This is a genomic window from Rhodococcus koreensis, from assembly GCF_900105905.1.
Taxonomy (GTDB): domain Bacteria; phylum Actinomycetota; class Actinomycetes; order Mycobacteriales; family Mycobacteriaceae; genus Rhodococcus_F; species Rhodococcus_F koreensis.
Map to the genome: position 1 here is coordinate 2,912,178 of NZ_FNSV01000005.1, position 14,154 is coordinate 2,926,331.

General features: G+C 66.0%; 13 protein-coding genes. 2 read left to right on the forward strand and 11 right to left on the reverse strand.

Translation table 11 applies throughout. From position 1 onward, the window contains the following. Positions 1-26: 26 nt before the first annotated feature. The 7 genes from BLV94_RS17975 to BLV94_RS18005 all read right to left on the reverse strand — a co-directional run bounded on the left by BLV94_RS17975 (position 27) and on the right by BLV94_RS18005 (position 7,715). Positions 27-977 carry a C-terminal binding protein gene (locus BLV94_RS17975; protein WP_072937578.1) on the reverse strand — a complete coding sequence of 317 codons (951 nt, stop codon included), beginning with the start codon at positions 975-977 and terminating at the stop codon, positions 27-29. Position 978: 1 nt separating this feature from the next. After that, positions 979-2,166 (reverse strand): fumarylacetoacetate hydrolase family protein, encoded by a 1,188-nt coding sequence (locus tag BLV94_RS17980; protein WP_072937579.1) that lies wholly within the window; start codon positions 2,164-2,166, stop codon positions 979-981. 58 nt (positions 2,167-2,224) lie between these two features. After that, positions 2,225-2,941, reverse strand: a complete 717-nt coding sequence (locus BLV94_RS17985) for an SDR family NAD(P)-dependent oxidoreductase (protein ID WP_072937580.1) — start codon at positions 2,939-2,941, stop codon at positions 2,225-2,227. 22 nt (positions 2,942-2,963) lie between these two features. Beyond that, positions 2,964-4,016, reverse strand: a complete 1,053-nt coding sequence (locus tag BLV94_RS17990; protein WP_072937581.1) for an ABC transporter permease — start codon at positions 4,014-4,016, stop codon at positions 2,964-2,966. 28 nt (positions 4,017-4,044) lie between these two features. Then, entirely contained in the window at positions 4,045-5,595 is a 1,551-nt protein-coding gene (locus tag BLV94_RS17995) for a sugar ABC transporter ATP-binding protein (protein ID WP_244163624.1), read from the reverse strand. Positions 5,596-5,628: 33 nt separating this feature from the next. Then, a complete protein-coding gene (locus BLV94_RS18000; RefSeq protein WP_241031496.1) occupies positions 5,629-6,675 on the reverse strand; it encodes a sugar ABC transporter substrate-binding protein in 1,047 nt (348 codons plus the stop codon). A 335-nt stretch (positions 6,676-7,010) separates the two neighbouring features. Next, positions 7,011-7,715 carry a FadR/GntR family transcriptional regulator gene (locus BLV94_RS18005; RefSeq protein ID WP_072937584.1) on the reverse strand — a complete coding sequence of 235 codons (705 nt, stop codon included), beginning with the start codon at positions 7,713-7,715 and terminating at the stop codon, positions 7,011-7,013. Between the two features lie 242 nt (positions 7,716-7,957). Here BLV94_RS18005 and BLV94_RS18010 point away from each other — a divergent pair, with 242 nt between their 5' ends. Further along, complete coding sequence (locus BLV94_RS18010) at positions 7,958-8,350, forward strand: hypothetical protein (RefSeq protein WP_072937585.1); 393 nt, start codon at positions 7,958-7,960, stop codon at positions 8,348-8,350. A 460-nt stretch (positions 8,351-8,810) separates the two neighbouring features. Next, on the forward strand, positions 8,811-9,080 hold the full coding sequence (locus tag BLV94_RS18015; RefSeq protein ID WP_143051403.1) for a hypothetical protein: 270 nt from the start codon (positions 8,811-8,813) through the stop codon (positions 9,078-9,080). A 101-nt stretch (positions 9,081-9,181) separates the two neighbouring features. On the opposite strand, the gene iolG is transcribed toward BLV94_RS18015, so the two are convergent. The 4 genes from iolG to BLV94_RS18035 form a co-directional block, all read right to left on the reverse strand. Then, complete coding sequence (iolG, locus tag BLV94_RS18020; RefSeq protein ID WP_072937587.1) at positions 9,182-10,189, reverse strand: inositol 2-dehydrogenase; 1,008 nt, start codon at positions 10,187-10,189, stop codon at positions 9,182-9,184. 67 nt (positions 10,190-10,256) lie between these two features. Further along, the gene (locus BLV94_RS18025; RefSeq protein WP_083395600.1) at positions 10,257-11,156 is read right to left on the reverse strand and encodes a sugar phosphate isomerase/epimerase family protein; all 900 of its coding nucleotides are present in this window, start codon (positions 11,154-11,156) and stop codon (positions 10,257-10,259) included. Next, the gene (locus tag BLV94_RS18030) at positions 11,153-12,238 is read right to left on the reverse strand and encodes a Gfo/Idh/MocA family protein (RefSeq protein ID WP_072937588.1); all 1,086 of its coding nucleotides are present in this window, start codon (positions 12,236-12,238) and stop codon (positions 11,153-11,155) included. The genes BLV94_RS18025 and BLV94_RS18030 overlap by 4 nt, the downstream gene beginning before the upstream one ends. Before the next feature lie 189 nt (positions 12,239-12,427). Then, positions 12,428-14,035, reverse strand: coding sequence for an IclR family transcriptional regulator (locus BLV94_RS18035; RefSeq protein ID WP_072937589.1), 1,608 nt, complete (start codon positions 14,033-14,035; stop codon positions 12,428-12,430). Positions 14,036-14,154: the final 119 nt, after the last annotated feature.

Genomic DNA, 14,154 nt, shown 5'->3' on the forward strand with positions numbered 1-14,154 from the left:
GGCATGTGCCTTTCGCTCGGGGGTGGTCAGTTCACCGGGCATCGCAGCGGCTCGCCCCGGATCGCGCGGGCCGCCTCCTCGGCGGCGAGGCGCTGGAGATCGCGCAGCGACTGTTCGGAGTAGAAGGCGGCGTGCGGGGTGAGGACGGCGTGCGGGTGGGCGCGCAGCCGGTGGTCGGGGGTCAGGGGTTCGGGATGGAAGACGTCGAGTCCGACCCCGGCCAGCGCACCGGAGTCGAGTGCGTCCAGCACGGCGTCCTGCTCGACCAGGGCGCCGCGTGAGGTGTTGACCAGGAACGACCCGAACGGCATCTTGGCGAGATTGTCGGCGTTGACGATCCCGCGGGTGTCCGCGGTGGCCGGAGCGTGCAGCGAGAGCACATGGGACCGCCGGAACAACTCGTCGAGGTCGACGAGATCGATGCCGTGTGCGGCCGCAACATCCGGGTCCGCGTACGGGTCGTGGGCGATCAGGTCGAACCCGAAGGGACGCAACCGCTTTGCGACGGCAAGCGCGATCCGCCCGGTGCCGAGCAAACCTACCGTCGTCTCGCTCGTCGAGCGGATCGGGGCAAGTTCGGTCGCGGACGGCCAGCCGCCGGCTGCCAGCGCGCGGTCGAACTGGGCAACTTTACGCACCAACATGAGCGTCAGGGTGACGGCGTGATCGGCGACGGTATCGGCGCCGTAGTCCGGCACGTTGCACACCCGCACCCCGAGCCGGGTAGCGGCGTCGAGGTCGACGTTGTCGAAGCCGATGCCGTAGCGGACGACGACCCCGTTCGGGTTCATCGCTCCGAGCGCAGCGGCGGTCATGGGGGCGAAGTTGACGAGCGCCACGTCGGCGCCGCGGACCGCCTCGATCGCCTCGGCCTCGGTGGTGGCGTGAAAGACGGCGAAGTCGGCGTCGAGGTCTTTCGCGGCGGCGCGTTCGAAGTCTTCGCCGGCGAAGCTGTGGTCGGTGATCACCATCCGCATCTCAGGCACCGACCTTCCCGACCAGTCCGCGCCCGTGCAGGTTGGCAATGAACGAGCGCAGCCCGAACTCCCAGCGCTGCGCCTTCTCCGAGTGGTTGACCCGGTTGACGAGGGTGCCGAGTTTCGGGCTCGAGATCCGCACCACGTCGCCGATGTGGTGGGTGAATCCCATGCCCTCGCCGCCGCGGTCGTGCGTCGGGGAGAACAGGGTGCCGGTGTAGAGGACGATCCCGTCCGGGTACTGGTGTGCGTCGCCCACGGTGTATTCGGCGAGGGTGCTGATGTCGCGGGAGATCTCGCGCATGTAGCTCACGTCGTCGAGAACGAAGCCGTCGTCCTCCCCCAGCACCTGCAGGCGCACCTCGGCGGCGCGGACGTCGTCGAGGGTGAACGATTCGTCGAGCAATCTGATGAACGGTCCGAGCGAGGCCGAGGCGTTGTTGTCCTTCGCCTTGGGCAGCAGCAGCGCCGAGCGGCCCTCGACGTCGCGGAGGTTGACGTCGTTGCCCAGCATCGCACCCACGATGCGTCCGGTGGAGGACACCGCGAGGGCGACCTCCGGTTCCGGGTTGTTCCACGACGAGACTTGTGCGACGCCGATTTCGGATCCGCACCCGACCGCCGAGAGGACCGGTGCCTTGGTGAAGACCTCCGGGTCCGGGCCCAATCCCACCTCGAGGTACTGGGACCACTGGCCGCGGGCCTTGAGGTCTTCCTTGAGGCGGGCCGCGTCCTCGCTGCCGGGTTCGATGGAGGACAGGGTCGAGCCGATGAGCCGCTCGAAGTCGCCGCGGATGGCGTCGGCCTGTTCGGGGTCACCGCCCGCGCGCTCCTCGATGAGCCGTTCGAGCAGCGACGTCGCGAACGTCACCCCGGCGGCCTTGAGCACCGACAGGTCGACCGGTGCGAGCAGATACGGGGCACCGGTGCGGGCGGCGAGGGAGCTGGCGAGGACGTCGGTGATGGGCCAGGACCGGGTGCCGACCGCGCTGCGGACGGCCTTGACCGGGTCCGGTGATTCGAGGAGATCGGTCATAGTCGGGAACGCGTCGGTGATGTCGACCACCGCACCCGAGCGCAGGGTGACGATGCACGGGCCGCCGATGGCGTCGTCGTGGACGCGGCCGACGAGCGTGGCGTCCGCCGCGTCGGTGGGCAGGATCGTTACGTGCTGATCGATGAGGTTCATGGTGCCGAGTTCCGTTTCGTTTCTATTGTCGTGGAAGTGTGGGGGCCGGCGGTGATCATCAGCGAAGGCTGTAGCCGCCGTCGGCGACGAGTTCGCTGCCGCAGAAGTACCGCGACTCGTCGCTGAGCAGGAAGGCGACCGCGGCCGCGATCTCCGAGGGTTCGGCCATTCGCTGCTGGGGGGTGGCGTCGAGCCATTGCTGGAACTGGTGCGCCTTGCGGGCGAGCAGCGGGGTGGCGACGTAGCCCGGGGAGACAGCATTGACGCGGACCCCGCGGTCAGCCCATTCGGAGGCCAGTGACTTGGTCAGGGCGGTGACCGCCGCCTTCGAGGCGTTGTACGCGCACTGCTTCTGCGGGACGTTGACGACGTGGTTGCCGCTCATCGAGGAGATGTTGACGATGGCGCCGGAGCGTTGCGCGAGCATCGGCCGGCCGAAGGCCTGGTTCGTGATGAACAGCCCTCGTAGGTTCACCGAGAGGGTGCGATCCCACTCGTCGAGGGTCATCTCCTCGGCGGCGATGTCGTCTTCGACGACGCCGGCGGCCGCGACCAGTCCGTCGATACGACCCTCCCGCTCGGCGATGCGGGTGGCGACGTGCGCCATCGCGTCCGGATCGGTGATGTCGACGATCGTCGACTCGCCGTGCGGTGACGCCGTACGGTCCAGGGCGTGCACCGTGGCACCTTCGTCGATCAGCCGGGCGCACACGGCCTCGCCGATGCCGCCGGCCGATCCGGTCACGGCCACGACCTTCCCGTTCAATCCGCGCATGGTGTTTCCTTCCTCGGTGTTCTCAGTGCGCGGCCGCGGCCGCGGCCACTGCGGGCGTGGGCGGGGCCGTGGGGGTGCGCGGGCGGGCTTTGCGTGCCCGGGTCTTGAGGACACCGACCTTGGCCGCGAGGATCGCGCCGATCAGGACGACACCGTTGAAGACCGGCTGCACCCAGGTCTGGGCGCCGAGCATGAACAGTCCGGTGGTGCCGGCCGCGACGAGCACGACGGCGGTCATGGTGCCCCAGACGTTGTAGTAGCCGCGGCGGATCGACGTCTCGCCGAGGAAGCAGGCGGCAATGGCCGGGAGCAGGAACTCCGAGCCGCTCGTCGGTGCTGCCGAACCGACCTGGGCGACCTGCAGGACACCGCCGATGGCCGCGAGGACCGCGCCGCCGACGAACGCGCCGACCGTGAGCTGGTCGACCTTGATGCCGGTCAACCGTGCGGCGTCCCGGCTGCCGCCGATGGCGTAGAGCCGTCGGCCCACCGGACGGAAGTACAGCACGTACCAGAGCACGATGCCGACGGCGACGGCGAAGATGAACGGCAGCGGGATACCCAGGGGGCGGTCCTGGCCGAGGTCCTTGAACGCCTGGGGGATACCGCTGTAGATGACCGCGCCCTTGGAGTACCACAGGATCGCGCCGAAGAGGACGGACTGGGTGCCGAGGGTGACGACGAGTGCGTTCAGGTTCAGGTAGGCGACGAGGAATCCGTTGATCAGCCCGACGACGACGGCCACGACGACGACGATCAGCACCGCCAGCGGCCACTGCGAGACGGTGCCGTTGGACATCAGCCCGGTGGCCAGGACGCCACCGAACCCGGCCATGGCGGCGACCGACAGGTCGAAGTGACCGACGATCAGCGGGAGCATCAGCCCGAAGGCGATGAACATGATCGAGGCGTTGGCCTGCAGGATCGAGCCGAAGTTCGCGATGGTCGGGAAGGTGTCGGGACGCATCGCCGAGAAGAATCCGATGATCGCGATCAGGGCGATCACGATTCCGTAGTCGGTGAAGATCCTCTTGAACGCTCCCGCCGGGCGACCCGGCTGTCGTTGAACGGTCATGGTGTACTCCAAGATTCGATGATGGCTGCTAGGCCGTGGAAAGGTCTTGAACCGCGTAGCTCGCGGCGGCGATGCGTTCGGTGGTGATTTCTGCGCCGACGAGCTCGGTGGCGATACGCCCGCGGCGCATCACCAGCACTCGGTCGGCGTAGCGGGCGACAAGGTCGATGTCCGAGTCCAGCAGCAGCACAGACAATTCACGCCGGGCAACCTGTTCGAGGACGGCCTCGAGGATCGTCTTGCGGGCACCGACATCGACGCCGTAGGTCGGTTCGTCCAGGATGAGGACGTCGAGGTCGAGTTCGAGCCACTTGCCGAGGACGATCTTCTGCTGGTTTCCGCCGGAGAGCTCACCGAGGAGACGTTCGGGGTCGGCCGGGCGCACGTCCAGGCGTTCGATCGCGTTCGCGGTGACCGTCCGCTCGCTGCTGCTCGACAATCGGCCGCCGCTCATGTGCTTGTCCAGGCTCGCCAGGCAGAGGTTGTCCGCCAGTGTGAAGGACGGGATCGCGCTTTGCTTGCGGTCCTGGGGGACGTATCCGATGCCTCGTTCGATGCTGAGCTTCGGCGAGATCCGGTGCAGCTGCCGGCCACGGAGTCGGACTTGCCCGGCGGTGATGGCCTGGGACCCGAAGATCAGTCGGCCGAGTTCGCTGCGGCCGGAACCGACCAGACCCGTGACGGCCAGCACCTCCCCTGGCCGCAGGTCGAGATCGACATCCTGCACGAACGTTCCGCACACCCCCCGCAACGACAGTTTCGGCGCCGTTCCCGGTTCGACGGCGCGTCGGGCAGGTGCCGGGATGTCGGCGGCGTCGCTCGCCGCGGCGCCGCCGGTGATGATCTGCGTCAGGTGCTGGTCGTCGGTGGCGGCGATGACGTCGTCGAAGACGAGTCGGCCATCGCGCAACACCGAGACCCGGTCGGCCATCGCGAACACCTCGTCGAGGCGGTGTGAGACGTAGATCAGGGCGATGCCCTGATCACGCAGCAACCTGCAGCGGCTGAGCAGTTCGTCGACCTGCGCGTTGGGCAGTCGTGCCGTGGGCTCGTCCAGGACGAGGACACCCTTCCCCGGTTGCAGTCCCCGCAGGGCGCGGGCCATCGCGACGAGGGTCTGCTGGACGGGTCCGAGCGCACCGACCAGGGTGCGGGGGTCGAGGTCGTCGAGTCCGACCGCGGCCAGGTCGGTAATCGAGGTCGCGCGCTGGCGGCGCCAGTCGATGGTGGCGGCGCGCTTTTCGTAGCCGAGGGCCAGTGCCAGGTTGTCGGCGATCGACATCGACTCGATCAGACCGAGGTCCTGGTGGACGAAGCGCACCCCGGCGTCGTGCAGCACCGTGGGGTCGGCGGGCAGCGCCAGTTCCTCCCCGTGCACGCGGATGCTTCCGGTTGTCGGGGTGTGGTATCCGGCGAGCAGCTTGATCAGGGTCGACTTCCCGGATCCGTTCGCGCCGAGCAGGGCGTGGATCGAACCCGGCCGAAATTCCAGATTCACGTCGTCCAGAACCCGGTTGACTCCGAATTCTTTTGACAGTCCGATGATTTCGACACCCGGTGACGAGTCATTCGATGTCATTGCGGTTCTCGTTTCTCGGTCGGTGACCATGTGTTATCCGATCCCCCACAGCTGCTCGAACTTCGCGCGGAAGTCGAAGTTGCCCTGCCATCCCTTGGTTTCGAGTTCGGCCGACCGGTCCGGCGGGAGCTGGGACAGCGAGTCCTTGTCGAACAAGGCGACCGGGATGGATTCGGTGAAGTCGAACGCGGGTAGGCCGTTGGTCATGCGGTTGACGTTGTCGATTGCCGCGTAGGCCAACCATTCTCGCGGGTCGGCGAAGCACACCTTCTGCACGCCGCCGGCGCGAATGATGTCCAGGTTCTCCGGGTTGCAATCGAAGCCGGCGCCGGAAACGGAGTCGGTGAACCCTGCGCGATTGAGGCCGTTGCTGACGCGGAAGAGGCAGGAGTCGAAGCAGGAGACCCAGTTGAGCTGGGGGTTCGCCAGCCTGGTGGCCACCGCTTGCGCGGCGGGGCCGATCGTCGGATCTTCGAAGGTCGCCAGACTCCAGTCCTGGGTGACGACGTCGCATCCCGGGCAGTTCCCCGGGGTGTCGAGGTAGTCCTGCGAGCCTTTGTACTGGCCGTTGACCACGATGTACAGGTCGGCATTGCGCATCTGCAGCATGCCGAGATCGCCGCCGCTCTTCCACACCGCGTACTGCGCGACCGACTCTCCGGCACGCACCCAGTCGAAGGACACATCCGGGACCGTGTCGGGGGTGTTCTTCAGTGATCCGAGGGTGACCACCTTGACGCCCGCCGCAAGGGCACGCTGGAGCGCGGACTGGACGCGGGTGGTGTCGACGAAGATGAGGATGACGGCATCGACCTTCTCGTCCACAGCCGTGTTCAGTGCGTTGAGCTGGACCTCCGGCTTGCCCTGGCCGTCGGAGATCTTCGGTACCCAGCCGAGCTTTTTGACCTCCGATTCGATGGCCTTGGCCGGTCGACTCGACCCGGTCGAGGCCATTTGCTCCGGGATGAGGGTGATCCTGAGGCCTGGCCGGGGCGGCGGGCTGGTTTCCGGTCCCGTCCACTGGTTGTCGTGCATTCCTGCGTCGAGGAGTTCGGCCGCGCCGCCGCGTGCTTTCTCCACCGCCGCCTCCCGTGCGGCCGGGTCGACTGCCGATCGATCCGACTGGGCTGTCGAGCAGCCCGTCAGCAGGAGAATCACGCCAATGATGGCGACTACGACTCCGCGCCTGTGCGAAGCGGTCCGTGCGATTGCCATGTCGTTCCTTCTGCGTATACCACCCGTCGGCGTCACCGAGAATGGACGAGTTGAGTTGTGCTGCAGGCATATGCGGTCACTGCAGCGCCCCGGAAGGTGGTTCGGGGCATGTTTGGCCGCCACGATCACTTCGCAGAGTGATCGAGTACGTGTTGGTAAGCCGGGAGGAGGCGATTCGCCCCGTCAGCGCGTGGTGTCGGTCATTCCCTCTGACGGGATGACGTCAGCGTGGCCCGGTGGCGCACGATCCGGCGGAGGTGGTTCTCCGCGGCGAACCGTGCCCGGGCCGGATCGCCCGCTGCGATTGCTTGGGCGATCTCGAGATGTTCCTGGACAGTGTGGCCGGCTTCGGACGGGTACCCGGCGCCGGCGCTGTAGGAGTCACTGAGGTAGTCGTTGACCGGCCTCATGACCAGGAGGAAGAAGGGGTTTCCGCTCGCCTGCGCGATCTGCTCGTGAAAGGCCAGGTCCGCGTCCAGGAACTCCGATGTCGACGGGTCCGCCGCCTGCAACCTTTCATTGAGCCGCGTCAGCTCGGCCAAGTGGTCGTCGGTGCGCCGGGCAGCAGCAAGCGCAGCCATCTCGAGTTCCAGAACGAGCCGAAGCTCCATCAACTGCTCGAAGGACCCCTCGCTCAGCCGGAGCAGAAGACCGTACTGTTCGGCGATCACACTGCCGTCCACCGCCGCCACAGTCATTCCCCGACCCGGGCTCACCGCGACCAGACCACGCTGGACGAGCAGTCGCGTCGCCTCCCGAACCACCGTCCGGCTGACCTCGAACCGCTCGGCCAGTTCGGCCTCCGTCGGAAGCCGCTCGCCCACAGCAAGACCCAGGATCTCGTCCTGAAGGGTCTGAGCGACGACATCAGAGAGGCGCTGCTTCGAGCGAGTGGTTTCCGACATGCCAGAAATGTACGACAAAGATGCGCTGTGGTCAAGCTCACGTCAGCGGTCCCTCACGCTTTTCGCCTCGATTCACCGGCGATGAACAGCGGATATGCACCATTCCACTCTTCGCGTCGATGGAGTCGGGCCGATCTTTGTATGATGATTGAGGTCGATCGGGCCACGAGCACGTTGAGCCTGGCTGCACTGTCCGGGCGCGGGCCGCCGACCCGAAAGGCCGCGACGGGCTTGTCGAATCGATGCGGATCCTGCTCGCCGAACGGTCGTCGGCGCGCAAGGCGCCAGGCGCGGCGATGAACCAGATCCGTGCTCTGCTGGTGACCGCACCGCGACAGATACGCGGTTCCTACAGAAATCTCGGCAGCGTGAAACTCGTTGCCGCACTATCTCGATCACGGCGGACTCCCGGTCACGGCCCGGAGCGAACCCTCCGGGGCGGTGACCGCACCGCCAACTCCGCGATCCATCGCATCGTGCTCGTGCAGATGTCCGCCGGTGACACGCGCACCGTCGACTGCATTGCGCGGTGCACAGCAGAGGGCAAGTCCGAGCGCGAGATCATCCACTCGCCGCAAACGCTTCGTCGCGCGCGAGGTTTTCAAGCTCATCCGGAATACGCTGCCGGTGAATAGCGGCACAGGCCGACTTCGACAACGTCGCCGAACACCGGCAATCCCGATCGCCACGGTGGCAACCGCACTCGCGGTTCCCTACCAGCGCGTGCGACGTCCGGAGATCGGGCAACGCCTCGCCCCGATCTCGCCGCCAACTACTCGCGGTGGCTCACCGACCGCGAGCAGCAGTCCAGATCCCTATACCTGGTCGACACGGCTTGACAGCAATAGGAGCATCCACTTCATAGACGCAACGCGTGGTTTTACGGCGCTCTCCTCGCAAGATTCCCGCACGCAGCTTCGAGGTTCTGTCCACGGAGGAATGAGATCTCGACTTGCGGCAGGGGCCGGACGGCGCTCGCCCACGTTCGCGCAGATCATGACGGCCTCGACGTGCATCGCACCTACGCACGTCTTTCACCTGCCACGCTACCGACCTGGTCACGAGGCCGAATCGCGCTTTTCAGCGATGCGGTGCATGTCGCGGACCCGGAAGCCGGAATGGGAACAGCACTGGCGAGCGCTCGAAGACGGGATGGACGTCGCCATCATGCTGCGCGAGCACCACTATCTCGATGCGTCTTACTATCTGCACGCCGATCGGCACGAGCAGGCCGACAGCCTCAGCGAAGAGATCGATCCAAATCGCACCGATACAGGTACCCAGAGGAGAACAACTTCAGTTCGACGTCGATTGGGCCGGGACGGCACAGCGATGGTCGGAGCCCTCGGAGCGTATGCAAACTGATCGAAGTGGCGATGCGGGACATGCTCGGGCATTCCCGCACCGCCACTTCTGGATGTTCCATTGTTCGCCCGACCAGTGGGCGGATAACCGACGGGGGACGGTCAGTCGGTGATGGCGACGGTCTTGCCAGTAGCAGCCGATTCCGCGGCCGCGTTGGCGAGGACGAGTGCGGCCACACCGTCGTCGAATCCGGGTGAGCATGGGTCGCCGGTGCGGATGGAGAGGGCGAACGCGTCGAGTTCGGCGCGGTAGGCCTGGGCGTAGCGTTCGAGGAAGAACGGGAAATATGCGGGGGCTTCCTCGGTGCCGTTGCTGCCGTACCGGCGTACCGTCGTCGGAGCGACATTGCCGGCAGTCAGCATTCCGGTGGATCCGAACGCTTCGAGGCGCTGGTCGTATCCGAAAGCGCAGTGGCGCGAGTTGGTGATGTTGACGATTTCGCCGTCGCGTCCGCGCAGAATGATCGTCGCAGCGTCGAAGTCGCCGAGCGCTTTGGTGTCGTCGTGGAAAGAATTGGTGCCCATAGCCGACACTTCGACGATGTTCGGGAGGAAGAAGCGCGCCATGTCCAGGTCGTGAATGGTCATGTCGCGAAAGATTCCGCCCGACGCAGCGATGTAGTCCCGCGGTGCGGGTGCGGGATCGCGACTGGTGATCAGGAGTTGTTCGAGGGCACCGATCGCTCCGGCGGCGACCTGCGTGCGGATCGAGGCGAAGTGAGGGTCGAAGCGCCGGTTGAAGCCGAGCATGATCGGGACGGCATGTTCTTTGATGCGTTCGCGACAGTCGAGGACGGTGTCGATGTCGAGGTCGATGGGCTTTTCACACAGCACGGCCAGACCGTGCGCTGCAGCAGTGGACATGAGATCGACGTGGGTGGGCGTCGGTGAGGCGATGACGACGCCGTCGAGGGTCGAGTCGGCGAAGACCTCGTCGGGGTCTTGTACGGCGCGCCCGGCGGTTCGTGAAGCCAGTGCACGAGCACCGTCGATGAACGGGTCGGCGATCAATACCAGCTCGAGCTCAGGGTGGTCCGCGATGTTACGGGCATGTACCTGCCCGATGCGGCCGGAGCCGAACAGGGCGAGACGTAGTTTGGTGGAAGACACGTCGATCCTTTATAGGTGGGTTCGGTCGTCCGCGGTGCGACGACATTCGGAAAGTGCGATCGGGACGTCAGGACAGTCTGGCGGCCGCTTCGAACGAGGCGAGTGCGGTGGCGCGTGCTTTGATCAGACCCTCTTCGACGGGGGTGCGGCGGTGTTCTTCGGAGATGATTTCGACGCCCCACATGCCGGTGTAGCCGGCGTCGAGCGTGCGACGGATAAACGTCGCTGTATCGAATGCGCCTTCACCGCAGTACTTGCGGTAGTTGGTCGAGTCGTCGAAGACAGCGGCCAAGCCGGTGCGCCGCTCATCCGTACCGTCGTCGATTTCCACGTGCACGACGCGATCGATCGGTACCACTTTGTAGAGTTCGTCGTGCGACAGGCCCGCTTTGTAGGTGTGCCATATGTCGACCAGAAGTCCCGCCGAGGGGCTGTCGGAGCCGGTCACCACGTCGACGGCTTCATGGGTGGTGCGCAGATGGGAGAACGGTGTTGCCTCGAGGGCCAGCCGGACTCCCGCTTCTTCTGCTTCGTCGGCCAGGTCGGAAAACGCGCTGACCAGAGTGGCCAAAGGCAAGGGGTCGTCGGTCATTCCTGCGCCGGCTTTGATGTGACAGGCACCGAGCGCGGTGGCAGCTTCGAACAGGTCTGCGCGTACGCGGTCCGCGGCGGCGCGTTCGGAGCCTGTGGTCCACCAGTTGTCGAGGAATTCGACCTCGACTGTTCCGATGCCCGCGTCGCGGATCAGCTGCGCCAGGCGGTCGTAGCCGATGGTGTCGCGCGCATTGATCAGGTCGGTGTGTACCAGGCCGATGCCGGCCCATCCTGTCTTGGCGACCAAGGCGATGCGCTCTTCGATGGGCACCGGGCTGGTTTCGTCGGGGAGTCCGGGTGCTGTGTTTCCTGCGCTGACCCAGCAGGTGGCGATGAGTTCCGGTGTCATGGTGTCCTCGTTCTGGTTGTTCACGCCGACTCCACGTCGATGGCGGCGCCGCGCGACTTCTCGGAGCGGTAGCAGGCATCTACGATGCGAGCGACGGACAGTGCGTCCGACACCGGTGCGACGTTGGGTGCGCCGGTACGAATGCTGTCGATCCAGCCCTGCATTTCGATGTGGAAGTTACTGATGTTCTCGAGTTCAGGGAGCTCGGAGAATTTGTTCGCCTCGGTGCGGGCGAAGGGCGGGGTGAAGTGGCTCTGTGTCCATTCTGTCCACCCCGCTCTGTATCCGCCTCGGTCTGCGTCGACGTAGACCTTCAGTCTCTGCGGGAGGATGCCGACCTCGATCATGCCGTGGGTGCCGTGGACGATGATGCGCGAGCTCTCGAACCATTCGAGCCGGTCGTGACCGTCGAAGCTGAACGTCATCGACATGTCCGGGTAGTTGAGCAGTACGGCAGCCGAATCCTCGCGGCTCTTCTCGTCCGACAGGCGAGCGCTCTTGTGTACTCGTGCGTTGACCGACTCGGGTGCACCGAAAACCCGTACCAGCGCGTCGAGCATGTGGCATCCGAGGATCCAGAGCACACCGCCCATGTCGGCGGGCTGATTGAGGTGCTCGGTGAGGTGTTCCCCGGCCAGTGCGGCTCCGCGTGCGGAGACGGTGACGACCTCGCCGATGACGCCGGACTCGATCAGTTCCTTGGCTCGTGTCACCGACGGGGCGAGGCGCACGTTGTAGCCGACCTGCACGATCTGGCCGGGCCGGGCGGCAGCCTCGGCGTCGCGCAACGTCAGAAGATCGGCGACGGTCCCGCCGCCCGGCTTCTCCACGACGACCGACTTGCCCGCGTCCAGGGCTCGCAGCGCGTGGGGCACCATGTCGCGGCTCTTGGAGTGAACCATGATCGCGTTGATGCTCGGATCGCCGAGCACTTCGTCGATGCTGCGGGCTTCGAGGTCGTATTTGTCGGCGAAGTACTTCAGGCGGGAGTCGTCGTCGGCGGCGGCGATCACGGAGACGCCGTTGATCTCGCGCAGTGCTCGCACTCGCGCGGACGCGTGCGGGTGGGTGATGCCGAGCAGGCCCACCACGATCGGATCGGACACATCGTCTCCTGTTGCTTTGGGACCGCTCCGGTGTGCGAGAACTTGTTTGTGCGGGCGGTCGCGGGTGTTCGATGAGGTACACGTGGCACCGGGCAGAAAGAATCCGATGGATTCGGTCAGCGAGTGCCGCAAGCCACTGTCACTGAGTGGACGAGTCGTCCATAGTGTTGCATGCTGCTCTGTAGGGGGTCAAGAAGGTGGTGTGTTCGACGCCGAGGAGCGGGGGGCCTCGGATAGTCGTGCGACGTCGAAGCCCAGGTAGCGAGAGAGTTCGGCTGCACCCCAGAGCACCAGATCCGTCACGGATCGGCCGTGCGCTGGCTGTGTCAGTACGCCGTCGCGCAGGCCGCTGACCGACAAGGAGGCGGCAACTTCACCGCGATGATCGAAAATCGGGGCACCGACCGCGGCGATCCCGGGGGTGACGGTGTTGTCGCTGAGCGCGAAGCCGAGCGATCGGATCTCATCGAGTTCGGCGTACAGCGTCGAGCGCGAACCCATGTGCAGCAGGTCCTCGCTGAGCGCCGCGGAGGCGTACTCGTCCCACGCCGCGCGGTCTTCGAACGCAAGCAGTGCCCGCGGCGCGGCGCCGACATGTAAGGGCAACGACCGACCCAGCCGCAGAACGCGGCTGTTCACTCGTATCCCGTCGACGCGTTCGATGCACACCGCTCGCGTCCCGTGCCGAACGCACATGAAGGTGGTCTCGCCCGTAGCCTCGTGAATTGCACGCAGCACCGGCCCCGCGGCGCGTCGAATGTCGAGTCGACGGGTCAATTCGCCGGACAGCGAGAGCAGCCGACCGCCGACACGGTATGCGCCCCTGTGCCCGATCTGTTCGACCCAGCCGATCTCGGACAGGGTCGCGAGCATGCGGTACACCGAGCTGACCGGCTCGTCAAGGATTTCCGTGAGGCGGGTCGAGGTGGCGATGCGTTCGCGCGCAAGCGCTTCCATCAGCGCGCCGGCTTTCACGATCAATGCAGGGGCGCGTGTCTCCGACGGCTGGGCCGTCCTGTTGTGTGCCGAGTCGGACCGAGGGCCCGTCGACTGCGCGCGAGCCATCGCAGCAGCCAATGCTTCGGCGGCAACGGTGAGGACCTGCCCAGCTACGTCTTCCTGGGCCAACACACTTTCCCGCAGACCCGCCACGGCAATTGCGCCCGCTGCACCTCCGTCGTCTCGACGCACCGGTACCGCCACCGATGCCACGCCTTCGACCACTTCGCTGTCGTCGACGCTCCATCCGCGCGCGACCGTGTTGTCGAGCAGCTCTCGCAGATCCTGCGCCGTCATCGGAGTGCCGGACGCGAGCCGGCCGAACGGCGCACCAGCGCATACGCTGTCCTGCACGTCCGGACTCTCGAACGCCAACAGGGCACGCGGCGCCGCACCGGCAAATCGTGGAAGCATCCGCCCCGGCCCCAGATCGAGCATGTCCACCACGGCGCCCTCGACCTGGTCCAAGCTGAGCACGCCATGTTCGTGAGGTACGCAGAAGAACACGTTCATCCCCAGCTGTTCGCGTACCCACCGCAGCTGGCGGCGGAGCTCACCCTTGTCGACGAATGCCTCCACCGCAGCATCGGACCACCGCAACAGCCCGATTCCTAGCTCCAGTCGACCCTCGCCTGCCTGACGAACGACAGATATCTGCTCGAGCGCGGTCAAGATGCGGTAGACGCTCGGGCGCGGTTCGGCGACCACTTTGGCCAGCTCCGCAGGTGTTGACGGGCCGAGTCGCGCAAGTTCGTCGACGATCTGACCAGCTTTGGTGAGAAGTTGTATGGCATTCACTGGTCGGACTGTCCTCCATGTCTAGGGCCTGCGTAGCTCGCGCCGATCTGCAGCGGCACGGCGCCACTGTTCACGACCGCCAAAATCATGCCGACACCGGTTGGCACCCAGAACTGCAC

Excerpts from the sequence above, each read along its gene's own strand:
- BLV94_RS17975 (WP_072937578.1), bottom strand. The coding sequence starts at position 977 with ATGCGGATGGTGATCACCGACCACAGCTTCGCCGGCGAAGACTTCGAA.
- BLV94_RS17980 (WP_072937579.1), bottom strand. The coding sequence starts at position 2,166 with ATGAACCTCATCGATCAGCACGTAACGATCCTGCCCACCGACGCGGCG.
- BLV94_RS17985 (WP_072937580.1), bottom strand. The coding sequence starts at position 2,941 with ATGCGCGGATTGAACGGGAAGGTCGTGGCCGTGACCGGATCGGCCGGC.
- BLV94_RS17990 (WP_072937581.1), bottom strand. The coding sequence starts at position 4,016 with ATGACCGTTCAACGACAGCCGGGTCGCCCGGCGGGAGCGTTCAAGAGG.
- BLV94_RS17995 (WP_244163624.1), bottom strand. The coding sequence starts at position 5,595 with ATGACATCGAATGACTCGTCACCGGGTGTCGAAATCATCGGACTGTCA.
- BLV94_RS18005 (WP_072937584.1), bottom strand. The coding sequence starts at position 7,715 with ATGTCGGAAACCACTCGCTCGAAGCAGCGCCTCTCTGATGTCGTCGCT.
- BLV94_RS18010 (WP_072937585.1), top strand. The coding sequence starts at position 7,958 with ATGCGGATCCTGCTCGCCGAACGGTCGTCGGCGCGCAAGGCGCCAGGC.
- BLV94_RS18015 (WP_143051403.1), top strand. The coding sequence starts at position 8,811 with ATGTCGCGGACCCGGAAGCCGGAATGGGAACAGCACTGGCGAGCGCTC.